At 71.5% G+C, this 21,319-nt stretch carries 16 protein-coding genes and 2 pseudogenes; 9 read left to right on the top strand and 9 right to left on the bottom strand.

Features of this window, described 5'->3' with window-relative positions; translation table 11 throughout:
• Positions 1–9: 9 nt before the first annotated feature.
• From ACFFIA_RS15955 to ACFFIA_RS15970, 4 genes are all read left to right on the top strand, one after another.
• Positions 10–1,290, top strand: a complete 1,281-nt coding sequence (locus ACFFIA_RS15955) for a D-arabinono-1,4-lactone oxidase (protein WP_377251623.1) — start codon at positions 10–12, stop codon at positions 1,288–1,290.
• 10 nt (positions 1,291–1,300) lie between these two features.
• Entirely contained in the window at positions 1,301–1,744 is a 444-nt protein-coding gene (locus ACFFIA_RS15960; RefSeq protein WP_377251625.1) for a nitroreductase family deazaflavin-dependent oxidoreductase, read from the top strand.
• 86 nt (positions 1,745–1,830) lie between these two features.
• Positions 1,831–3,027 carry an FIST signal transduction protein gene (locus ACFFIA_RS15965; RefSeq protein ID WP_377251627.1) on the top strand — a complete coding sequence of 399 codons (1,197 nt, stop codon included), beginning with the start codon at positions 1,831–1,833 and terminating at the stop codon, positions 3,025–3,027.
• A gap of 372 nt (positions 3,028–3,399) precedes the next feature.
• A complete protein-coding gene (locus ACFFIA_RS15970) occupies positions 3,400–6,045 on the top strand; it encodes a putative bifunctional diguanylate cyclase/phosphodiesterase (protein ID WP_377251629.1) in 2,646 nt (881 codons plus the stop codon).
• Between the two features lie 35 nt (positions 6,046–6,080).
• Here the strand turns inward: ACFFIA_RS15970 and ACFFIA_RS15975 are convergent.
• Together ACFFIA_RS15975 and ACFFIA_RS15980 are read right to left on the bottom strand one after the other, a co-directional pair.
• Positions 6,081–7,667, bottom strand: a pseudogene (locus ACFFIA_RS15975) (DNA translocase FtsK); the annotation flags it as partial.
• Between the two features lie 237 nt (positions 7,668–7,904).
• Positions 7,905–8,762: pseudogene (locus ACFFIA_RS15980) on the bottom strand (DNA translocase FtsK 4TM domain-containing protein); the annotation flags it as partial.
• Here ACFFIA_RS15980 and ACFFIA_RS15985 point away from each other — a divergent pair.
• The 3 genes from ACFFIA_RS15985 to ACFFIA_RS15995 are packed head-to-tail and all read left to right on the top strand — an operon-like array spanning position 8,756 to position 12,563.
• Entirely contained in the window at positions 8,756–9,187 is a 432-nt protein-coding gene (locus ACFFIA_RS15985) for a type III secretion system chaperone family protein (RefSeq protein WP_377251631.1), read from the top strand. The pseudogene ACFFIA_RS15980 and the gene ACFFIA_RS15985 sit on opposite strands and share 7 nt — an antisense overlap.
• Positions 9,184–10,998, top strand: a complete 1,815-nt coding sequence (locus tag ACFFIA_RS15990; RefSeq protein ID WP_377251633.1) for an HSP90 family protein — start codon at positions 9,184–9,186, stop codon at positions 10,996–10,998. Before ACFFIA_RS15985 ends, ACFFIA_RS15990 begins: the two co-directional genes overlap by 4 nt.
• Positions 10,995–12,563: a type III secretion system chaperone family protein gene (locus tag ACFFIA_RS15995; RefSeq protein ID WP_377251635.1), complete on the top strand. Its 1,569-nt coding sequence runs from the start codon at positions 10,995–10,997 to the stop codon at positions 12,561–12,563. Before ACFFIA_RS15990 ends, ACFFIA_RS15995 begins: the two co-directional genes overlap by 4 nt.
• 318 nt (positions 12,564–12,881) lie before the next feature.
• Here ACFFIA_RS15995 and ACFFIA_RS16000 read toward each other — a convergent pair whose 3' ends face one another.
• From ACFFIA_RS16000 to thyX, 7 genes are all read right to left on the bottom strand, one after another.
• The gene (locus ACFFIA_RS16000; protein ID WP_377251637.1) at positions 12,882–14,411 is read right to left on the bottom strand and encodes a S1 family peptidase; all 1,530 of its coding nucleotides are present in this window, start codon (positions 14,409–14,411) and stop codon (positions 12,882–12,884) included.
• A 124-nt stretch (positions 14,412–14,535) separates the two neighbouring features.
• Positions 14,536–14,724, bottom strand: coding sequence for a DUF397 domain-containing protein (locus tag ACFFIA_RS16005; RefSeq protein ID WP_377251639.1), 189 nt, complete (start codon positions 14,722–14,724; stop codon positions 14,536–14,538).
• Positions 14,725–14,880: 156 nt separating this feature from the next.
• The gene (locus ACFFIA_RS16010; RefSeq protein WP_377251641.1) at positions 14,881–15,081 is read right to left on the bottom strand and encodes a DUF397 domain-containing protein; all 201 of its coding nucleotides are present in this window, start codon (positions 15,079–15,081) and stop codon (positions 14,881–14,883) included.
• A 56-nt stretch (positions 15,082–15,137) separates the two neighbouring features.
• Complete coding sequence (locus tag ACFFIA_RS16015; protein WP_377251643.1) at positions 15,138–16,022, bottom strand: DUF5753 domain-containing protein; 885 nt, start codon at positions 16,020–16,022, stop codon at positions 15,138–15,140.
• Positions 16,023–16,430: 408 nt separating this feature from the next.
• Positions 16,431–18,119: a ribonuclease J gene (locus ACFFIA_RS16020; protein WP_377251645.1), complete on the bottom strand. Its 1,689-nt coding sequence runs from the start codon at positions 18,117–18,119 to the stop codon at positions 16,431–16,433.
• Complete coding sequence (gene dapA, locus ACFFIA_RS16025; RefSeq protein ID WP_377251647.1) at positions 18,116–19,009, bottom strand: 4-hydroxy-tetrahydrodipicolinate synthase; 894 nt, start codon at positions 19,007–19,009, stop codon at positions 18,116–18,118. The genes ACFFIA_RS16020 and dapA overlap by 4 nt, the downstream gene beginning before the upstream one ends.
• 59 nt (positions 19,010–19,068) lie before the next feature.
• Entirely contained in the window at positions 19,069–19,821 is a 753-nt protein-coding gene (gene thyX / locus ACFFIA_RS16030) for an FAD-dependent thymidylate synthase (RefSeq protein WP_377251649.1), read from the bottom strand.
• Between the two features lie 80 nt (positions 19,822–19,901).
• Between thyX and ACFFIA_RS16035 the strand changes: the two genes are divergently transcribed.
• Both ACFFIA_RS16035 and ACFFIA_RS16040 read left to right on the top strand, forming a co-directional pair.
• A complete protein-coding gene (locus ACFFIA_RS16035) occupies positions 19,902–20,378 on the top strand; it encodes a YlcI/YnfO family protein (protein ID WP_377251651.1) in 477 nt (158 codons plus the stop codon).
• Between the two features lie 20 nt (positions 20,379–20,398).
• Positions 20,399–21,205: a DUF4097 family beta strand repeat-containing protein gene (locus ACFFIA_RS16040; protein ID WP_377251653.1), complete on the top strand. Its 807-nt coding sequence runs from the start codon at positions 20,399–20,401 to the stop codon at positions 21,203–21,205.
• Positions 21,206–21,319 lie beyond the last annotated feature (114 nt).

Here is a 21,319-nt window from a genome sequence, read left to right on the forward strand (position 1 = left end):
ATACCGCCCATGCGAGATCAGGACCTGGACGAGCGCATCAGCAACTGGGCCGGCAACGTGACCTTCACCGCGGGGCGCCTGCACCGCCCCTCGACCGTCGCCGAACTCCGGTCGCTCGTCGCGGGCGCGCGGCGGATCCACGCGCTCGGCACCGGCCACTCGTTCAGCCGGGTCGCCGACTCCCCCGGCGACCTGGTCACCGTCGCCGGCCTGCCGCCCGTGATGGACATCGACACCACCACCAGCACGGTCACCGTCTCGGCGGGGCTGCGCTACGGGGAGCTGGCGCAGTACCTGCACGACCAGGGGTACGCGCTGCACAACCTCGGCTCGCTGCCGCACCTCTCGGTGGCCGGCGCGTGCGCGACCGGCACGCACGGCTCGGGCGTGCGCAACGGCGGGCTGGCGACCGCGGTGACCTCGCTGGAGCTGGTGACCGCCGGCGGCGAGCTGGTCACGCTGGCGCGGGGCGAAGAGCGCTTCGACGCGGCGGTGGTGGGGCTGGGCGCGTTCGGCGTCGCGACCCGGCTCACGCTCGAACTCCAGCCCACCTTCGAGGTCGAGCAGTACGTGTACGACGCGCTCCCGTTCGACACGCTCCGCGACCACTTCACCGAGGTGATGGCGGTGGCGTACAGCGTCAGCGCGTTCACCGACTGGACCGGCCCGACCGTGCGCAGCGTCTGGGTCAAGCGCCGGACCGACGAGCCGCTGCCGCCGCCGACCGAGTGGCTTGGCGCGGTACGGGCGGACGGGCCGCGCCACCCCATACCCGGGATGCCGGTGGAGAACTGCACCGAGCAGCTCGGGGTCCCCGGGCCGTGGCACGCGCGGCTGCCGCACTTCCGGCTGGAGTTCACGCCGAGCAGTGGCGAGGAGTTGCAGTCGGAGTACTTCGTGGCGCGCGAGGACGCGGCCGCCGCGCTGGAGGCGCTCGACACGGTGCGTGACCGGATCGCCCCGGTACTCCAGATCTGCGAGATCCGCACCATCGCGGCCGACCGGCAGTGGCTCAGCCCGGCGTACGGGCGGGACAGCGTCGCCGTCCACTTCACCTGGGTCAAGGACGCCGCGGCGGTGACGCCGGTGCTCGGGGCGATCGAGGAGCGACTGGCCCCCTTCGGCGCGCGCCCGCACTGGGGCAAGGTCTTCGAGGTGGCGCCGGAGGTGGTCGCCGAGCGGTACCCGCGGTTGCGCGACGCCGCCGCGCTCGCCCGCCGCCACGACCCGGACGGGGTCTTCCGCAACGCGATGCTCGACCGTTATCTGGCGGAGAACGCCGGCGGCTAGCATCCATCGAGTGACGACAATCGATCTAGACAGCCCGCTTGACCCGCCCGCCGGCACCTGGCAGGAAGAGCACCTGAGCCGCTACCTGCGTACCGGCGGGCAGGACGGCCACCTCTGGCACGGCGCGCCCACGCTCCTGCTCACCACCTGTGACCACGGGCTCGGGCGGGCCCGGCGCACCCCGCTGATCTACGGGCGCGACGGCGACCGCTACCTCGTCATCGCCTCGGCGGGCGGCCGCGACGAGCATCCGATCTGGTTTCGGAACCTCTCGGCCGACCCCCAGGTGCGCGTGCAGGTCTTCGAGGAGAGCTTCCCCGGCCGCGCCCGCACCGCGACCGGCGACGAGAAGCCCCGCCTGTGGAAGATCATGACCGCCCTCTGGCCCGACTACGACGGCTACCAGGCAGGCACCGTGCGCGACATCCCATTGGTGATCATCGAACGTATCTGAGCGATCGGATCGGGCCCCCACAATGGCCACTAAGTGTGCGAAGATACGTCGTGTTTACCCAGCGTGACCAAGGGTCCGCGCCGGCTGTGGCCACATCGCGCCTGCTCACGGGCATCGGCGCGAGCGGCCTGGCCGACTCCCGAGAGGCTGGCCACGCCGCCGCGTCGGCCGCCGTCGGCCAGCTCGGCGGCGCTTCCCCCACGCTCGTGATGGTGTACTCCTCCGTCCGCTACCACCTCGCCGACCTGCTCGCCGGCGTCCGCGGCGTGACCGGCGAGGCACCCCTCGTGGGGGCCACGTCGAGCGGTCACTTCCACGACGGCGTGCTGACCCAGCCGGGCGAGGGCGTGGTGGTGCTGGTGCTCGGCCCGGGGCCGTACCGCTTCGGTGTGTCCTCGACGACCGGGCTGCGCGCCGACGCGTTCACCGCCGGACGGGAGATCGCGCGGGCCTCCCGCGACGCCGCCCGCCGCGCCGCCGGGGAGGGCGGGTCGGAGGGGCTGGGCCACGCCGCGATCCTGCTGCTCTCCGACGGGCTCGCCGGCCACCAGCAGACGCTGTTGAGCGGCGTGCACCGGGTCGCCGGTGCCTCGGTGCCGGTGGCCGGCGGCGCGGCGGGCGACGACCGCAGGCTGGAGGAGACGTTCGTCTTCCACGACGGCGAGGTGCTGGCCGACGCCGCGGTGGCGGTGTGGATCGACTCGCCACACCAGCTCGACGTCATGGTGGCGCAGGGCTGGCGGCCGGTGAGCCTGCCGCTGCTGGTCACGCGGGTCGAGGGCACGGTGGTGCACGAGATCGGCGGGCGGCCGGCGCTCGACGTCTTCCGGGAGTACTTCCCCAGCGGCGAGGTGGAGCAGGCACTGCGCTACGCGCCGGTCGACGGCTGGCCGCGCACGCACGCGCTGGGGCTGATCGAGCCGGACGGCACGCAGCTCATCCGCGGCGCCTACCTCGACGACAAGGGGCGGGTCAACACGTTCGCGCCGCTCCCGCCGTACTCCGCGGTGCAGATCATGGCCTGCGAGCCCGACGACCTGCTCGGCGTCGCCGACGGCATCGCGGCCGACGCGGTGGCCGGGCGCGACCCGGGCGTGCTGCTGGTCTACAGCTGCGTCGCCCGCCTCGACATCCTGCGCGACCGGGGCGGCGAGGAGGCCAGCCGCCTCCACGCCGCGGCGTCCGGGGTACCGACGTTCGGCTTCTTCACATACGGCGAGTTCGCCCGCACGAGCAGCGTCGCCGGCTACCACAACGCCACCGTGGCGGCGATCGCCCTGTGAGCGAGCGAGCTGGCGCGGCGGCGTCTGGACCGAGCGGCCCCGCCGACGAAGTCGGGGTTTCGGGGGCGCGAGGGAAGACGTCGCCTACAGCGCCGCGCGAGCGAGCGAACCAGGAGACACAGTGAGCGAGCGAGCTGGCGCGGCGGCGTCTGGACCGAGCGGCCCCGCCGACGAAGTCGGGGTCCGGGGTCCCCGCGTAAACGCGGAGCGCAGCGGAGCGTTTTCGTGGGGTGGTCTTTCGGGGCCGCGAGGGAAGACGTCGCCTTCAGCGCCGCGCGAGCGAGCGCGCGGACCAGGAGACAGTCGGGGTTTCGGGCATGGCGGTAGTGGTTCGGTCTCGGGCGGCGTGGTGTGGGCGCATCGGGGGGCGTTGTGACGGATGAGCAGGTCGTTGCGCTGCGGCGGCGGCTGGACGAGGCGGCGAGCGCCGTCCGGGACGCCTACCGGGACACCACACGCCTGATCCGGCTGCTCGCGGCCGTCGGCCAGCCCTCCTCGCCGGAGGAGCTGACCGACCGGATGCTGCTCGTCCTCTCCGACGTGTTCTCCGCCGACATCACGCTGCTCGCCCACGTGGCGTCACGGCGGATGGTGGTGCGAAACTCCTGCGGCCTGCCCGAGGACGACCCGGCACACCGCGCGGGCTGGGAGCTGCCCCGCGGGTCGGCCGCGCAGTTCGCCGCCGCCGGGATCGCCGCGCTCGACGGCGCTGGCGGCCTCGCCACCAGCATCGGCGACGAGGAGGGGATGCCCGCGCCCCTGGCCGCCCTCGGCACGCGCTCGGCCGTGTGGATACCGCTCGACCTCGACGCCGAGCCGGGCGACGTGCTGCTGCTGTGCCGGCGCAGCGGGGAGGCGTTCAACCAGCTCGACCTCCAGGTGCTCGCCTCGGTGACGCACCGGCTGCGGTTGGCGCTGCACGAGCGCGAGCAGAGCGCCGTCATGGCCCGCCTCGCCCAGTCCGGCCACCGGCTGGCCCGCCACCTCGACCTGGGGCCCCTGCTCGACGAGGCCGCCGCCCTGCTCCGCGAGCTGACCGGCGCCGACGACGCGTGGGTCGTGACGGTCCACGACGGCCGGGCGGTACGCCGCGCGCACAGCGGCACCGACGCCACGCTCGACCCGGCCGACCAGCTCCCGGGGTGGGAGGCGGCCTGGCGCGGCGAGCCGTACGTGCTGGTCGAGGGCGACCGGCGACTGATCGGCGTGCCCGTGATGCGCGACGGCGAGCCGTGCGCCCTGCTGTACGTCGCCCGCGCGCTCCCCCGCCCGCTGACCGGCGACGCGGTCGAGATCCTCGCCGTCTTCGCCAACTACGTCGCCGCCGCGATCAGCAACGCGGAGCTGTACCGGGCGCTGGGGCAGAGCGAGGCGTCGCTGCGGCTCATCACCGACTCGATCAGCGACCTGGTGGCGATGGTGGGCGCCGACGGGCGGTTCGCCTACGCCTCCCCCTCGCACGGGCGCGAGTTGGCCCGCGAGCCCGAGCGGCTGGTGGGGCGGCGGGTCACCGACCTCGTCCACCCCGACGACCGCGAGCGGCTGGAGTCCGCGCTGCGCGGCGCCGCCTCGGGCGACAAGGTGGAGTACCGGCTGCGCACCGGCTCCGGCCACTGGACCTGGGTGGAGAGCGCGCTGCGCCCGGCCCCCTCGCCCGCGGGCACGGTCGTGCTCTCCTCCCGCGTGATCGACGACCGAAAGCGGCTGGAAGACGAGCTGCGCCTGCGCGCCACGCACGACCCGCTCACCGGCCTGGCCAACCGCACGCTGGTCGCGCAGCGGCTCACCGAGGCGCTCGCCGACCACGAGGGCGCGGGCCACGTGGGGCTGCTCTTCTGCGACCTCGACCGGTTCAAGGCGGTCAACGACCGGCTCGGCCACGAGGCCGGCGACGACCTCCTCAAGCAGGTGGCCGCCCGGCTGCGCCACTGCCTGCGCCCGGGCGACCTGCTGGGGCGGTTCGGCGGGGACGAGTTCGTGGTGGTGCTCGACGGCGTGGGCGACCTCTCCGACGTCGCGCAGATCGGGCGGCGCGTGGCCCGCGCGCTCGACGACACGTTCCAGCTGCACGAGGAGCCGGTACGCATCTCGGCGAGCGTCGGCGGCGTGCTCGGCGTGCGACGGCGCACCACGGCCAGCGCGATGCTGCGCGACGCCGACGCCGCGATGTACGCCGCCAAGGACCGCGGGCTCGGCCTGATCGAGGTGTTCGACGACGCCGCCTCGCACCGCTCGCTCGACCGGCTGGGCCTCCGCTCCGACCTGCTCGGCGCGCTGGAGGGCGACCAGTTCGCCGTGCGCTACCAGCCGATCTGCGACCTGGGCAGCCGGCAGGTGGTGGCGTTCGAGGCGCTGCTGCGGTGGACCCATCCGCAGCGCGGCCCGGTGCCGCCCGATGTCTTCATCCCGCTCGCCGAGGAGACCGGCGCGATCGTCCCCATCGGACACTGGGTGCTCGAGCAGTCCTGCCGCGAGCTGGCCCGGTGGAGCGGGCGAACGGGCAAGCGGATCCGGGTCAACGTCAACCTCTCGCCCGTACAGCTCCAGCAGCCACACCTCGCCCGCGAGCTGCTCGACATCGTGCAACGCTCCGGAGTGGACCCCGGCGACGTGTGCCTGGAGGTGACCGAGCACTCGTACCTGCGCGATGACGTCACCGAGAGCGCCGCGGTGCTCCGCTCGGCCGGGCTGCACTTCGCGCTCGACGACTTCGGCACGTCGTACTCCAGCCTCAACTACCTCAAGTGGTTTCCGATCGATCTGCTCAAAGTGGACCGTTCGTTCGTCGGCGGGGTGGCGGTGAGCGACACCGACCGGGGCATCGTGCGGGCCGTACTCGCGATCGCCGACTCCCTGCGGCTCGGTGTGATCGCCGAGGGCGTGGAGACCGAGGAGCAGCGGGCGGTGCTGATGGACCTAGGGTGCGCGTGGGGGCAGGGCAACCTGCTCTCCATCCCGCTCACCCCGGACGACGCCGCCGAGCTGATCGCCGACCGCCACTCGCTCGCCGCCTCGTAGAGCGCCTCTACGTCATCCACTCGTTGACCATAGAACTACTCGGGGCGGAGCTGGGCCAGCGCTTCCTCCAGCTCGTCGGGCTTGACGAGCACGTCGCGGGCCTTGGAGCCCTCGGAGGGGCCGACGATGCCCCGGGTCTCCATCAGGTCCATGAGCCGGCCCGCCTTGGCGAAGCCGACCCGCAGCTTGCGCTGGAGCATCGACGTCGAGCCGAACTGCGACGTGACCACCAGCTCGATCGCCTGCACCAGCAGGTCGAGGTCGTCGCCGATCTCCTCGTCGATCTTCTTCTTCGGGTCTTGCACCGGCGTCAGCACGTCCGGCCGGAACTCCGGCTCGCGCTGGTTCTTGCAGTGCTTGACCATGTCGTTGATCTCGGACTCGCTGACCCACGCGCCCTGGATGCGGATCGGCTTCGAGGCGCCCATGGGCAGGAAGAGCCCGTCGCCTCGGCCGATCAGCTTCTCCGCGCCGGGCTGGTCGAGGATGACCCGCGAGTCGGCCAGCGAGGAGGTGGCGAACGCGAGCCGGGACGGCACGTTGGCCTTGATCAGGCCGGTGACCACGTCGACCGAGGGGCGCTGCGTGGCCAGTACGAGGTGGATGCCGGCGGCCCGGGCCAGCTGCGTGATCCGCACCACCGAGTCTTCGACGTCGCGCGGGGCCACCATCATGAGGTCGGCCAGCTCGTCGACGATGACCAGCAGATACGGGTACGGGCGGATCTCCCGCTCGCTGCCCGGCGGCGGCTTGATCTGCCCGTCTCGCACCTTGCGGTTGTAGTCGTCGATGTGGCGCACGCCCGCCGCGGCCAGGTCGTCGTACCGCATGTCCATCTCGCGGACGACCCAGTCGAGTGAGTCGGCGGCCTTCTTCGGGTTGGTGATGATCGGCGTGACGAGGTGTGGGATCCCCTCGTACGCGCTCATCTCCACTCGCTTCGGGTCGATCAGAACCAGCCGCACCTCGTCGGGCGTGGCCCGGCTCAGGATCGAGACGAGCAGCGAGTTGAGGCAGGACGACTTGCCCGCGCCGGTCGCGCCCGCGATCAGGATGTGCGGCATCTTCGCGAGGTTGGCCACCACGTAGCCGCCCTCGATGTCCTTGCCGAGCGCCACCAGCATCGGATGGTGGTCGCTCGTGGCGGTACGCGAGCGGAGCACGTCGCCGAGCGCCACGTCCTCGCGGTCGGAGTTGGGGATCTCCACGCCCACCGCGCTCTTGCCCGGGATCGGGCTGAGAATCCGCACATCGGGCGACTTGACCGCGTACGCGATGTTGCGCGAAAGCTGCGTGATCCGCTCGACCTTGACGCCGTGGCCCAGCTCCACCTCGTACCGGGTGACCGTGGGCCCCCGGGTGAAGCCGGTGACCGCCGCGTCGACGTCGAACTGCTCGAACACGCCCTGGAGCGCGGCGATCACCTCGTCGTTCGCCTTGCTCCGGCTCTTCGCCGCGGTGCCCTGCTTGAGCAGGTTGGGCGGGGGCAGCTTGTAGTCGCCGGCCATGCCGGTGATGGCCAGCTGCTCGGCCCGGGTCGGTGGCGGCGAGTGCTCGGGCGGCTCGGTGACCTTCCGCGCGGCCGGTACGGCCGCCGGCGGCTTGCGAGGCAGGAGCACCGTGTCGTGGACGATCTCCTCCTCGTCCGGCTCGCTGGCGCCTTCCGCCATCGCGCCCTGGCGGCGACGCGACGACGACGACCGGCGGCGTGCCGGTGGGGGTTGCTCCTCGTCGTCCTCGTCGTCGTCTGGGGCGTCGGGCTGCGGATCGGGGCGGCCGAGCAGCGAGCCGACGAGCAGGCCCAGCCGCTCCGGCACCTTGTTGATCGGCGTAGCCGTGATCACCAGGAGGCCGAAGAGCATCAGGAGCACGAGCAGCGGGAACGCGACCCACTCGGTCACCGCCCGCTCCAGCAGCCCGCCGATGCCGGCGCCGATCAGCCCGCCCGCGTAGTCGCGCTGGGCGTTGTCGATCGGGTCCTGGGCGAGGTGGAGCAGGCCGGCGGCGGAGGCGATCAGCGCCGTCCAGCCGACCACGCTCCGCCCGCGGTGCTCCGGGTCGCTCGGCTCGCGCATCAGCCGGATCGCGGCGACGAGCAGCAGCAGGGGCAGCGCGGCGGCGATCGCGCCGAGGAAGAGGCGTACGGTGTCGGCCACGCGCTCGCCGACCGGCCCGGCGCCGGAGAACCACACCGCGACGCCGGTGAGGATCGCGAGCCCCAGCAGCAGCAGTCCGCCGCCGTCCCGCCGGTGCTCGGGGTCGAGGTCACGCGCCGTGGCGGCCTGGCGGCCCACGCCGCGGACGACCCAACCGACGCTGTGCGCGAGCCCCATCCACACCGCGCGGACGCCCCGGCCAACCACGACGGCCGGGCTGGACGTGGCGGTGCGCCGACGGGTCCGAGAGGTCTGGCGGGCGCGGCTGCTCGCGGCGCGCGCGGTGGACGCACCGCGCCGCCGACTCGCCTGGGTGGTGCGGCCAGCCATAAGCCCTAGGATCACACGGTAGCCGCACGCTCTGGCGGACCCGGGGCCTTCGGCGGCGTGTCTTGGCCGAGCGCGGGCCCTCGACCCCACGGTTGGCGCCGCCGTCGTATCGTGCCCCCGGGACTCAAGCCCGGGCGCTACTCGCCGTGTAGTGAGATCGCTACGCGCCGGGGCGGCGTCGCCGAAAAACACACGGCAGCCACATCCGAAGGGACTTTTCTCGCATGCCATCCGACGGCGAGGTGCAGACACTCGCGCCGCTCACCAACGAGCTGATCGCGCAGGTCCTCAGCGCTCGCGGCTACAACTTCGGCACCGACGACGACGGCGACATCGGCGGGATGTGGGACGACAACCTCATCTGGTTCTTCCGCCGCGGCGCGCAGGGCGAGATGCTCCAGGTGCGCACGCTCGCCGCGACCGAGTTCACTGTCGACGACGTGCCGCGGCTCTACTCGTTCTGCAACGAGTGGAATCACGACCGCCTGTGGCCGAAGGCGTTCGTCCACGTCAACGACGACGGCAGCGCCCGCGTCTTCGGCGAGGTCACCACCGATCTCGAGCGCGGTGTCTCGCACGCCCAGCTCGACCAGCTCATCGGCTGCGGCATCTCGACCGGTTGCCAGCTTGCTGAGGCGGCGGCAGGACTCAAATGACGGGGACCGAGCACCGTTTCCAGGTCGACCTCCGCGGGGTGGTCGACCTGCTCAGCCACCACCTGTACGCGAGCCCGCGGGTCTTCGTACGCGAGCTGCTACAGAACGGCACCGACGCGATCACCGCGCGGCGCGCCGCGGATCCCGACGCCCCCGCGGGCCGCGTGGTGATCGAGCCGCTGCCCGATGGCGCGCTGCGGGTGACCGACAACGGCATCGGCCTCACCGAGGAGGAGGTGCACAAGTTCCTGGCCAGTGTCGGGCGCACCTCCAAGCGTGACGACCTGGGCTTCGCCCGGCAGGACTACCTGGGCCAGTTCGGCATCGGGCTGCTGTCCTGCTTCATGGTCGCGGACGCGATCGAGGTGGTCTCCCGGTCGGCCAAGGGCGGCGACGCGGTGAGCTGGACCGGCTACTCCGACGGCCGCTACACCACCGGTGCCGCCGAGGCCGCCGAGGTGGGGACGACCGTCACGCTCCGCCCGCGGGCCGGCGCCGAGCACTGGCTCACCCCGTCGACCGTGCGCGGGCTGGCGATGTCGTACGCCCACCTGCTCGACGTCGAGGTCACCGTCGGGGGCGAGCGGATCACCGAGCCGCAGGCTCCGTGGGAGATCAGCTACGACGATCCGGAGGTACGCCGCGCGGCGCTCCTCGACTACGGCGCCCAACTGCTCGGCAGCCGGCCCATGGAGGTCATCGACCTCAGCGTGCCCGAGGCGGGGCTGCGCGGCGTGGGCTTCGTGCTCGCCTCGCCGGCCCAGGTCGGGCAGGGCGGGCACCGGGTCTACCTCAAGCGCATGCTGCTGAGCGAAGACGCCTCCAAGCTGGTGCCGGAGTGGGCGTTCTTCGTGCGGTGCGTGGTCGACACGAGCATGCTGCGGCCGACCGCGAGCCGCGAGGCGCTCTACGAGGACGACCTCCTCTCCGCCGTACGCGCGGGGCTCGGCGAGCAGATCCGCACCTGGCTGCTCGACCTCTCGGTCAACGACCCGGACCGGCTCTCCGCGTTCCTGCGCGTGCACCACCTGGGCGTCAAGGCGCTCGCCGTACGCGACGACGAGATGCTCCGCCTGGTCGACGCGTGGCTGCCGTTCGAGACCAGCCGGGGCACGATGCCGCTGCGGGTCTTCCGCCGCGGGCTGTCGATGATCCGGTACGTCGAGACGGTCGACGAGTTCCGCTCGCTGGCCGCCATCGCCAGCGCAGCCGGTACGCCGGTGGTCAACGCCGGGTACGCGTACGACACCGAGATCCTCGAACGACTGTCGAGAGTGGACCCGGAGGCGCGGGTACGCCGCCTCGACCCGGGCGAGCTGGCCGCGCGGCTGGATCCGCTGCCGCCGGCCCAGGAGGAGCTTGTCGCGCCGTTCCTGGAGACCGCGCGGGCGGTGTTGCGCGAGCTCGACTGCGTGCCGCTGATCCGCCAGTTCGACCCGGTGACCATGCCCGCCCTGTACGTGATGAGCCAGAAGGCGCGCACGCAGGACACCGTGCGGCGCAGCATCGAGGCGGTCGACGAGCTGTGGTCGGACGTGCTCTCGGCGTTCAACGACGTGACCGTCGAGCACCGGCCGGAGCTGGTCTTCAACTGGCGCCATCCGCTCATCCGCAAAATCACGTCGTACCCCCCGGGACCGGCCGTGCGGCACGCCGTCGAGGCGCTGTACGGCCAGGCGCTGCTCGCCGGGCACCACCCGCTGCGGGCGGTGGACACGGCCGCGCTCAACCGGTCGTTCCTCGCGCTACTGGACCGGGCCTTCACCGACATTCCGTCATCACTTCCCTCTTCTGATCCGGAGAAGTCATGAGCACCGCGCACGAGTTGCAGGAAGCCCTCGAAGAGGCCCGCGACATGCCCGACGGCGATGGGAAGATCGCCGAGCTGGAGCGGATCGCGGCCCACGCCGACGCTGCGGGCGACGTCCGCCTCGGCTACGACGCGCGGATCGACCTGATCGACGCGTACAACAACCACACCGAGCGGTGGCGCATGCTGCCCGCGTTCGGCTGGTGCCTGGCGGCGTACGACCGTGACCCCTCGATGTTCGAGGAGTGGGACGGCGAGCAGCTGCGCTGGTACCACAAGTGGGCGGTCGCCACGCTGCGCAGCACGCCGCGCGTGGGGCTGGCGCAGACCCGGTCGGCGCTCGACGACATGGAGCGGCGCTTCCGGGCCGGCGGCCACAGCATGCAGACGATCTACAACCTGCGCTGCAAGATCGCCGACCACATCGGCGACGAGCCGGAGGCGCGCAAGTGGTTCGACCTGTGGCGCACCGCCGAGCGCGACGAAAACAGCGACTGCGCCGGCTGCGACCCGTCCCGCCAGGCCGAGCTGCTCGCCGGCTGGGGTGAGTGGGACGAGGCCGTACGCATCGTCGAGCCGGTGCTCAGCGGCGTGCTGGGCTGCGCCGAGCAGCCGGAGAAGGCGCTGGTCGCGGTGCTCCTGCCGTACCTCAAGCTGGGCCGCTACGAGGAGGCGGCGAAGGCGCACGTGCGGGCGTACCGCCGCCACCGCCACGAGCGCGACGCGTTCCCGTTCCTCCCCGAGCACCTGCGGTTCTGCGTGCTCACCGGCAACACCGACCGGGCCGTGGACATCCTCGCCGAGCACCTGAGCTGGCTCGACCGCCCGTACGACGACGCCTCCGCGATGGAGTTCGCCGCCGCGGGCGCGCTCGTGTGCCGGCTCGCCGCGTCCACCGAGCGGGTCGTCCACCGGCCGGCGTCCGAAAACCGGGCCGAGGCCGACCTCACGCTCCCCCAGCTCGGCGCCGACCTGGCCGCCCAGGCCCGGGAGATCGCCGCCCAGTTCGACGCCCGCAACGGCACCGACCACCAGTCCCGCCGCATAAGCCTGTGGATGTCCGCCGAGCCGATTTTGGAGAGCCTGGAGCTGCCGCCGGACCAGCCCACCCCGTCGTACATGGCCGAGCCCGGTCTACCCCCCGAGGGCCGTGACGAGGTCGTGGCGCCGCTGAGCGTGCAGGGCATCACCGCCGCCCTGGACGACCGCGGCGACCGGTACTACGTCGACGAGGACGGCACCGTCGGCGGCCAGTGGGGCAAGGGCATGCTGACCTTCGACCGGATGGGCGAGCAGGGCGAGATCCTGCACGTACGCGTGGTCGCCCAGCGCCGCCTCCCGGCCGACCGCCTGATGGAGGCGTACGCCTTCTGCAACGCCTGGAACCACGACAAGCTGCTCCCGAAGGCGTACGTGCACGACACCGGGCAGGGCGACCTCATCCTCGCCGGCGACATCACCACCGACCTGGAGCACGGCGTGGCGGCGCCTCAGCTCGCGGTGCTGCTGCACGCCGCGATCGTCACGAGCGCCCAGTTCTCCGACGAGGTGGCGACCCTCCCGTAAGCCCGTGCGCCGGCCGCGGCGCCGTCCCGCTCCTGGGCGGCGGCGTTGCGGCGGCGCTGGCGCCCCGCCGCCCAGGACGGCTCCGGACAGACTGGATGCCGGCGCCCGTACCTGGACGCCGGCATCCGGCCCGCCCGCCCACCGCCGGCCCGAGAGGCGGTACAACGGGCCTTTCTCGCACCGCGGCTGGGGGCGAGGAGGTGGCGCCCGGCCGCGGTGTGCCGCGGACCCCGGCTGGCAGTACCGGATGTGCCCGCGGCGCCTTCCGGAAACTCCGGTCGCGCCGCCCCCGACGAGGCGGAGGGCGGCGCGCTCACGTCACCGGAGGCTGAACCCCAGCGTGTACTCGCCGGAGCCGGCGGCGGACGCGATCCGGTAGCGGTACACGCCCGCGTTGCCGTCGAAGGTCAGCGTCTCGTCCGAGCCCGAGCCGGTGCCCCGGGCGACCGTCTGCCACGAACGGCCGTTGAAGCGCTGGAGCACCAGGTCGAAGTCGGCGCCATCGGGCCCGTCGAGGCAGGCGGTGTGCGTGCCGCCGGCGGCCCGGAAGAAGCGGCCGTTGGGCTGGGCCTGGCGGGCGCCGGTGCGGCTCAGCGCGCCGGCCACCGCGACCTCCTCGTCGGCGCACGCGCTGCTCGCCGGGGGCTCGGGCGCGGGCGGGGCGGTCGTGGGCGGGGTACCGGTGGCCGGCGGCGGGGGCACCTCGCCGTTCGAGGTGACGAGCGTGAGCTGGTTGACCTGGAGGATCTCGGCCAGCGGCTGGAAGAACGTGGTACCGCCCACCGTGCAGTTGCCCGAGCCGCCGGAGGTCACGCCCTGCGCCTGGTCACCTGACATCCACGAGCCGCCCGAGTCGCCCGGCTCGGCACAGACGTCGGTCCGGGTCAGGCCGGTCACGGTGCCCTCGGGGTAGTTGACCGTCGCGTTCTTCGCCTGGACCACGCCACAGCGCGTACCGGTCGTGGAGCCGGAGCGGCAGATCGACGCGCCGACCGGCGCCTCCTCCGCGCCCGCGACGGTGACCTCGCCGCCGTTGAAGTCGTTCACGACCGGCCGTGGCGTCCAGTCGCCGTTCACCTCGACCACGCCCCAGTCGTCGCCCGGGAACGACGACGCCGTGAACGTCCCCTGCGCCTCCTGGTTGAAGCCCGTCGTCGGGGCGCCGACCTGTCCACAGTGGCCGGCGGTCACGAAGCCGCCCACCACCGAGAAGCCGATCGAGCAGCGCGCGGCGCTGTTGATGAAGTACGGGTCGCCGCCGCGCACGTCGAAGAAGGTCGTGGGCGCCTCGTCCGTGGAGACCACGCGCACGCTCTGGGCCGGCACGCCCGCCTCCGCCGCGAACTCGCGGGCCACCTCCTCGCCGCCCTCCTGGGCGAGCACGACGACGGTGTTGTCGGCCACGTCCACATACCAACCGGGCAGGTTGGGCGTCGCCGCGTCCGCGTTCCGGTCGAGCGAGCGCTTCGCCGTGTCGAGGTCCGCCGCGCTCCGGCTTACGACCTTGACCTCGGCGCCTGCCGCCCGCACCCGGTCGGCCAGCGCGGGATCGGTCACCGCCACCGTGAGGCTGCTGGTCTCCGCGTTCAGCCACGCGCCGCCCCAGGCCGCCGCCGCCTCGCGCTTCAGCTCGGCGATGGTACGACTGGCGGCGCGCTCGCTGCGCAGCCGGATCTTCGCCTGGTCCTCGCTGATGCCGAGGTCGCGCTGAAGCGCCGAGAGCAGCTCGGGCTCCGGACCGCCAGGGGCAGGCCCTCTCGTGGTCGCCACCGCCGGAATCGTCACCGCCGCCGCGGCTCCAGCCGTGGCCACCACAAGGCCGATCGTCAACGCCCGCCTGCGGTCCATCCGCAACACCTCCCACATAGCCGTACTGAACCGGCAAATCGGTGTACGGCCCGAGAGCTAGACGCGGATGAATGCGGTTGCGGTGGCTGATCTCACAGAGAAACCCGGGAAAGTAGTGAACCGCTCACCTGGCGCACTGCCTGGTCCAGGCCAGGAAGGCACTCCACTCGCGAACGCTGAATACGAGCCACGGCCCGTCGGGATCCTTGCCGTCGCGCAGGACCACACGATCACCGCGGCGGGCAATCTCGACGCAGGTGCTGGAATCGCATTGTCCGCTCTTCTGCCAGTCAAGGCGCTCGGTGTCTGCCATCACCGCAACCACCCTCCGTAGTCCCTACGATTACGATACGAGACCAAAAGACGGAGAGCCTAGTGAATGAAGGTGACTTTTGCGCGCCTTTGTGCGGAAAAGCGAGTTGTTGATTGTCGGGCGTGCCGACTCGGCCGGCACGCCCCTCCTCAGCTCTCAGCCGCGGTCGAACTCACCGTCGCGCAGCCCGAGGACGAACCCCTGCCAGCCGGATCGCGAAAAGTGCAGCACCGGACCGTCCGGGTGCGCGGAGTCCCGCATGGCCATCCCGCCCGCCGCCTCGGCCACCTCTACGCACGTCGAGGACTCACAGCGCTGGCTTTTCCGCCATCCCGAGAGAACTTCGTTTGTTGCCACGTTGCTCCTTCCATTTCTTTCCTCGCCTTGAGGAAATCACCACGTCCCCCTTCCCTTCACTTCCGATCCAACGACGCGATCAAAGCCGCAGCCTTTGATTCGAGCAGGCGCCCTGTCGCCTGCTCATCGAGCGTCTTGGACCACATGTTCTCAAAATACTCACGGTGCCGGTGGGCAATCGCCGGCGAACTCACGATCTCGTCGGCAAAAATGCTCTCCCAGTACAGGACCGCGTTTTCCTCGTCGCCAAGGTCGAAAATGGCGAACGGCCCGAGCAGCGCGATCGGCGCGACCTCGGCGAATGTCGCCACGCGGATATGCACATGCGGGTCATTCATGTATCGCAGCAGCTGGTGCAACTGATCGGCCATGACCTGCGCCCCGCCGAGCTCCCGGTACAGCACCGACTCGTCGAGAATGAAGAAATAGTCGGGCGAGTCAGGCTTTCCGAGTGCCTGCTCGCGGCGCCGCTGCCGCACCTCGTAACGCGCCTGACGATCCTCCTCGCGCATGTCGCTGCGCCAGAAGTCCATGATGAAGCGCGCGTACGCCGGAGTCTGGAGAATGCCCGGCACCAGGGTCGGATGGAAGTAGCGCACCGCGCTCGCTTCGCTCTCGAACTGGAGCATCTGGAGCATCGCCGGCGTGAGGTGCTCGCGGTAGTGCGGGTCGTCCCACCAGCCCCGCTGCCGCGAGGTGCGCGCGGCTAGCACGAGGTCGTCGACCAGCTCCTGATCGGTGACGCCGAGCAGCTCCAGCAGCGCCAGCAGGTCGGTGCGCGACACGGTCACGTCGCCCTTTTCGATGCGGTTGACCTTGCTGATCGACCAGTCCAGCTCTTCGGCCACGAATCCCTGGGTGAACCCCGCCGCCTCGCGCGCGGCTCGCAAGGCGAGTCGAACGCGGCGACGCGCCACCGCAGGTGGTTCACCGGTAGACATGACACCACCCGTCACGCGATACAAATCTGCCACATGGCAGATTGAGGTACCGCCGCACGACACGATGCAGGACTTTACACCCGCCACATGGGTCGCAATGCACCGCTTGGGCGTTACGCGTCCGTGACGTTTCCGACCGTGCCTGCGAAAGCCCTCCTGACCTGCCCAAACTCACATATGCCCAAGCTCGACGAACAACGACGACACCATCTGTTTACGATAGATAGCTGACGAGGTCTGTCGACCGTCGCGAAGATCGTCTGCACCATAAAGCCGTGACGACGTGCAGATACGAGAGTTCGCGAATGGCGCACTTGCGCCCACCAGGACAACGGACATCGATGGCCGCACGCCGGATCATCGTGTACGGGGCTGGCGCAATCTGCTATACCGCAGGATGCGAAATGGCTAGACCTCGACCACGGTGGGAACGATCATGGGGCGCCGGCGGTAGGCCTCGTTGACCCAGCGGCCGACAGTACGCCGCACGATCTGCTGGAGCTGGTGTGGATCGGTGACGCCTTCGAGCGCCGCCCGGTCGAGCGCCTCCGTGATCAACGGGATCACCGCGTTGAACGCCCCCGGATCCTCGGAGAAGCCCTTCGCCGAGACCGTCGGACCGCCCACCACCTTGCCCGTGACCGAGTCGACCACCACGGTCGCGGCGATGAAGCCGCCGTCGCCGAGGATGCGCCGCTCGGTGAGGAGTGACTCGCCCACGTCGCCCACGGCGAGCCCGTCGACGTACACGTAGCGGCTCTTGACGTGTCCCACCAACCGCGCCCGCCCGTCGACGAGGTCGACCACGTCGCCGTCTTCGCAGAGCACGACCCGGTCGACCGGTACGCCGGACTCGATGCCCAGCCGGGCGTGCGCGCGCAGGTGGCGCCACTCCCCGTGTACGGGCATGAGGTTGCTCGGCCGCACGACGTTGAGCAGGTAGAGCAGCTCGCCGGCGGGCGAGTGGCCGGAGACGTGCACCTTCGCCACGTCTTTGTGGATCACCGTGGCGCCGGCCCGGGAGAGCTGGTTGATCACCCGGTAGACAGAGGTCTCGTTGCCCGGCACCAGCGAGCTGGCCAGCACCACCGTGTCGCCCGGCGCGACCGTGATATGCCGGTGGTCGCCGACCGCCATGCGGCCCAGCGCGCTCATCGGCTCGCCCTGCGACCCGGTCGACATCAGCACGATCCGGTCCGGCGGAAGCGAGGTGGCCTCCTCCAGCCCGACCACCAGCCCGCCAGGGATGCGCAGCAGGCCCAGGTCGCGGGCGATGCCCATGTTGCGCACCATCGAGCGGCCGATGAAGGCCACCTTCCGGTCGTACTCGTACGCCGAGTCGAGCACCTGCTGCACCCGATGTACGTGCGACGCGAAGCTGGCCACGATGATCCGCCCGGTCGCCTTCGCGAAGATCGAGTCGAGCACCGGCCCGATGTCGCGCTCCGGGGTGACGAAGCCGGGGATCTCCGCGTTGGTCGAGTCGGAGAGCAGCAGGTCGACGCCCTCCGCGCCGAGCCGCGCGAACCCGGCCAGGTCGGTGATCCGCCCGTCCAGCGGCAACTGGTCCATCTTGAAGTCGCCGGTGTGCAGCACCAGACCGGCCGGCGTACGGATGGCCACCGCGAGCGCGTCCGGGATCGAGTGGTTGACGGCGAAGAACTCGCACTCGAACGGCCCAAGCGGCTCGCGCCGCCCTTCGCGCACGGTCAGCGTGTACGGCTCGATCCGCCGCTCGGCCAGCTTCGCCTCGACCAGCGCGAGCGTGAACTGCGAGCCGACCAGCGGGATGTCCGGCTTGTGCGCGAGCAGGTACGGCACGGCGCCGATGTGGTCTTCATGGCCGTGGGTGAGCACGATCGCCTGCACGTCGTCGAGCCGGTCGAGGATCGGCGTGAAGTCCGGCAGGATCAGGTCGACGCCCGGCTGCTCGACGTCGGGGAAGAGCACGCCGCAGTCGACGATGAGCAGCTTCCCGCCGTATTCGAAAACCGTCATGTTGCGGCCGATGGCGCCAAGGCCACCCAGCGGGATGACGCGCAGGCCGCCCTCGGGCAGCGGCGGCGGTGTCTCCATCTCCAAGTGCGCCCCCGTCATAGAGGAAGCCCCGCGGCCTCGCAGTCTTCGCGCAGCTGCGCCATCTCCACCTCGGTCGCCTCCACCAGCGGCGAGCGCACCGGCCCGGACGGCAGCCCCTTGGCCGCCAACGCCGCCTTGACCAGGATCGTGCCAGGGCTGCGGAAGATGCCCGTGAAGATCGGCAGCAGCCGGCGGTGCAGCGCGAGCGCGGTGGCGGTGTCGCCCCGCTCGTACGCCTGGATCATCTGCTGGGCGGGGGCGCCGCTGAGGTGGGTCGACGTGCCGACCAGGCCGACGCCGCCGACCGCGAGCATCGGCAGCGTGACCGCGTCGTCGCCGCTGTAGAACGCCAGGTCGGTGCGGCTGGTAACCCACGAGGTGGCGACGAGGTCGCCCTTGGCGTCCTTGACGCCGACGATCCGCGGATGCTCGGCGAGGCGGACCATCGTCTCCGTCGCGATCGGGATGCCCGCGCGGTGCGGGATGTCGTAGACCAGCACGGGCAGGCCGGTCGCGTCGGCCACCGAGGTGAAGTGGCGGAGCACACCGGCCTGCGGCGGCTTGTTGTAGTAGGGCGTGACCACGAGCAGGCCGTGCGCGCCGGCCTTCTCCGCCGTGGTGGCCAGCTCGATCGTGTGCGACGTGTCGTTGGTGCCCACGCCAGCGACCACCTTGGCCCGGTCGCCAACGGCCTCGACCACCGCCCGAATGAGCTGCTCTTTCTCTCCGTCAGAGGTGGTAGGCGACTCGCCGGTGGTGCCATTGATCACCAGCGCGTCATTGGCCTGCTCGTCCACCAGGTAGGTGGCGAGCCGGGCCGCTCCCTCAACGTCGAGCGAGCCGTCGGCGCGGAACGGGCTCACCATCGCGGTGAGCAGCCGCCCGAAGGGTCGATGGTCGTGCGTCATGCTTGACAACCTAGCGGACCCGCGCTGACCGGCCGAAGGGTTACGCCCCGTCGACGGCTCTACGACACCTGTGCGTACGGACTGGTCGCGACCTCGGTGCCGTCGGCTAGCGACGAGATGGTGAAGTCGGCGAAGATGTTGGGCGCGACCCGCTGCAACTGCCGCAGGCACTCGACGGCCAGCTCACGGATCTCGACGTCGGCGGTCTCGGTGGCGCGCATGGTGATGAAGTGCCGCCAGGCCCGGTAGTTGCCGGTCACGACGATGCGCGTCTCGGTGGCGTTGGGCAGCACCGCGCGTGCCGCCTGCCGCGCCTGCTTGCGCCGGAGTGTGGCGTTTTCCACGTCGGCGAACTTGCGCTCCAGCCCCGCGAGCAGGTCGTTGTAGGCGCGCAGGCTCGCCTCGGTCGCCTCGACGAAGAGCTTGTGCAGCTCGGGGTCGTCGGCGATCACGTCGGGCTCGACCATCGCGGCCTCGCGCTCGGGCACGTAGCGCTGGGAGAGCTGCGAGTACGAGAAGTGGCGGTGCCGGATCAGCTCGTGCGTGAACGAGCGGGAGACCCCGGTGAAGTAGAAGGTCACCGAACCGTGCTCCAGCACCGACAGGTGCCCCACCTCGAGGATGTGCGCGAGGTAGCCCTGGTTGGTGGCGGTGGCGGGGTTGGGCTTCTTCCACGACTGGTAGCAGGCACGGCCGGCGAACTCGGCGAGCGCCTGGCCCCCGTCTGCGTCGGTGGACCACGGCACGTCGTCAGGCGCCTCGAAGTGCGTCCAAGCGATGAGTTTGACCTGGGGCGGGACTACTTCCGGCATGCCCGGGAGCCTAGTCCACCCCTCTGACATCACTGGCACCGCGGCTTGCCGTGACGCCATGGTGGTGTCATAGTGACGTCATGGACCTGGCGCCGTACCTCGAAAACCTGCGGCGAGACCTCGCCGCCACCGCCGCACCTGGCGGGCCTGACGTGGCTCGCGCCGCCGACCTGCTCAGTGGGGCGCTCGACGCGTCGATGCGGCTGTGCCTTCTGGAGGTGCTCGCCGAGGCGGCCGAAGAGATCACCGCCAAGCTGCCGGCGGCAACCGTCGAGGTGCGGCTGCGCGGCGGCCAGGCCGATCTGGTGGTGACACAGACTGATGTCGCGCCGCCGCCACCTCTGACACCACCTGAGCCATCCGGTGACGTCACGCGGATCACGCTGCGTCTCCCCGAGTCGCTGAAGGACACCGTCGAGCAGGCCGCCGCGACCGAGGGCGTCTCCGTCAACAGCTGGCTGGTCCGCGCCGTGCAGGTCGCCGCGCGGGGCGGCCCGTCCACCCCTCCCACCCGAGGGCCCGCCGGCCGCCGGATCACCGGCTTCGGCCGGGCCTGAAAGACATCCCAGGAGCTGTCATGCCCGAGTTTCCCTGCCCCGCGCCGGTCACCGTGGTCGTGCGCGTGCCCACCGGCGCGCTGGAGATCGTCGCCGAGGAGCGCGAGACCGCCCTGGTCGACGTGCAGCCCTACGACGACCACCCCGCCGCCCGCGAAGCCGCCGAGCGCACGACCGTCGATCTGCGCGGCGACAAGCTGAGCGTGGTCGCGCCCGACAGTGGCTGGCTCGCCCGCCGCACCGGCGCGCTGCTCGTCACGATCCGGGTCCCACTCGACAGCCACCTCCGGTTGAAGACCGCCTCGGCCGATGCCTCCTGCCGTGGCCGGTTCGGCTCGCTCGACGCGGACGGCTCCTCCGGCGACCTGTACGCCGAGCACGTCACCGGCGACGCCAAGGTGAAGATCGCCAGCGGCGACGTCACCGCCGACCGGGTCGACGGCGAGCTTCACGTCGGCGGCTCGGCCGGCAACGTGACCGCCCAGCACGTCGGCGGCCCGGTCGATACCCGCCTGGCCAGCGGAAACGTCGAGATCGGCGCAGCCGGCACGGGCGTCGAGGCGCGCACCGCCTCCGGTCGCGTGCGGATCGGCGCCGCCGGGCGCGGCGCGGTCAAGGTACGCACCGCGAGCGGCGACGTCGCGGTGGGGGTACGCAGCGGCACCGGCGTGTGGCTCGACCTGGGCACGGTCTCCGGCCACACCAGCAACGACCTCGACATGACCGCCGGTGGCGACGGCCAGGAGTCACACGACCTGAGCGTCGAGGTGCGCACGGTCAGCGGCGACATCGCCATCCGGCGCGTGCCCGCCGAGAGCGCCGCCTAGTAGTGCTTGGTCATGATCGTTAGCCGGCGCGTGGTTGGCGTTGCGGGAGTGGGGTTTTGCAGGTGGGGCAGCGGTTTCTGGGGCGTAGGAGGAGGTGTTCGATGCGTCGGAGTA

It is taken from the genome of Phytohabitans kaempferiae, assembly GCF_042433955.1.
Classification (GTDB): domain Bacteria; phylum Actinomycetota; class Actinomycetes; order Mycobacteriales; family Micromonosporaceae; genus Phytohabitans; species Phytohabitans kaempferiae.

What these genes read in the sequence shown, in the direction of transcription:
- ACFFIA_RS16020 (WP_377251645.1), bottom strand. Translation starts at nt 18,119, where the DNA reads ATGACGGGGGCGCACTTGGAGATGGAGACACCGCCGCCGCTGCCCGAG.
- ACFFIA_RS15955 (WP_377251623.1), top strand. Translation starts at nt 10, where the DNA reads ATGCGAGATCAGGACCTGGACGAGCGCATCAGCAACTGGGCCGGCAAC.
- thyX (WP_377251649.1), bottom strand. Translation starts at nt 19,821, where the DNA reads ATGCCGGAAGTAGTCCCGCCCCAGGTCAAACTCATCGCTTGGACGCAC.
- ACFFIA_RS16005 (WP_377251639.1), bottom strand. Translation starts at nt 14,724, where the DNA reads ATGGCAGACACCGAGCGCCTTGACTGGCAGAAGAGCGGACAATGCGAT.
- ACFFIA_RS16000 (WP_377251637.1), bottom strand. Translation starts at nt 14,411, where the DNA reads ATGGACCGCAGGCGGGCGTTGACGATCGGCCTTGTGGTGGCCACGGCT.
- ACFFIA_RS15985 (WP_377251631.1), top strand. Translation starts at nt 8,756, where the DNA reads ATGCCATCCGACGGCGAGGTGCAGACACTCGCGCCGCTCACCAACGAG.
- ACFFIA_RS15995 (WP_377251635.1), top strand. Translation starts at nt 10,995, where the DNA reads ATGAGCACCGCGCACGAGTTGCAGGAAGCCCTCGAAGAGGCCCGCGAC.
- ACFFIA_RS15990 (WP_377251633.1), top strand. Translation starts at nt 9,184, where the DNA reads ATGACGGGGACCGAGCACCGTTTCCAGGTCGACCTCCGCGGGGTGGTC.
- dapA (WP_377251647.1), bottom strand. Translation starts at nt 19,009, where the DNA reads ATGACGCACGACCATCGACCCTTCGGGCGGCTGCTCACCGCGATGGTG.
- ACFFIA_RS16015 (WP_377251643.1), bottom strand. Translation starts at nt 16,022, where the DNA reads ATGTCTACCGGTGAACCACCTGCGGTGGCGCGTCGCCGCGTTCGACTC.
- ACFFIA_RS16040 (WP_377251653.1), top strand. Translation starts at nt 20,399, where the DNA reads ATGCCCGAGTTTCCCTGCCCCGCGCCGGTCACCGTGGTCGTGCGCGTG.
- ACFFIA_RS16035 (WP_377251651.1), top strand. Translation starts at nt 19,902, where the DNA reads ATGGACCTGGCGCCGTACCTCGAAAACCTGCGGCGAGACCTCGCCGCC.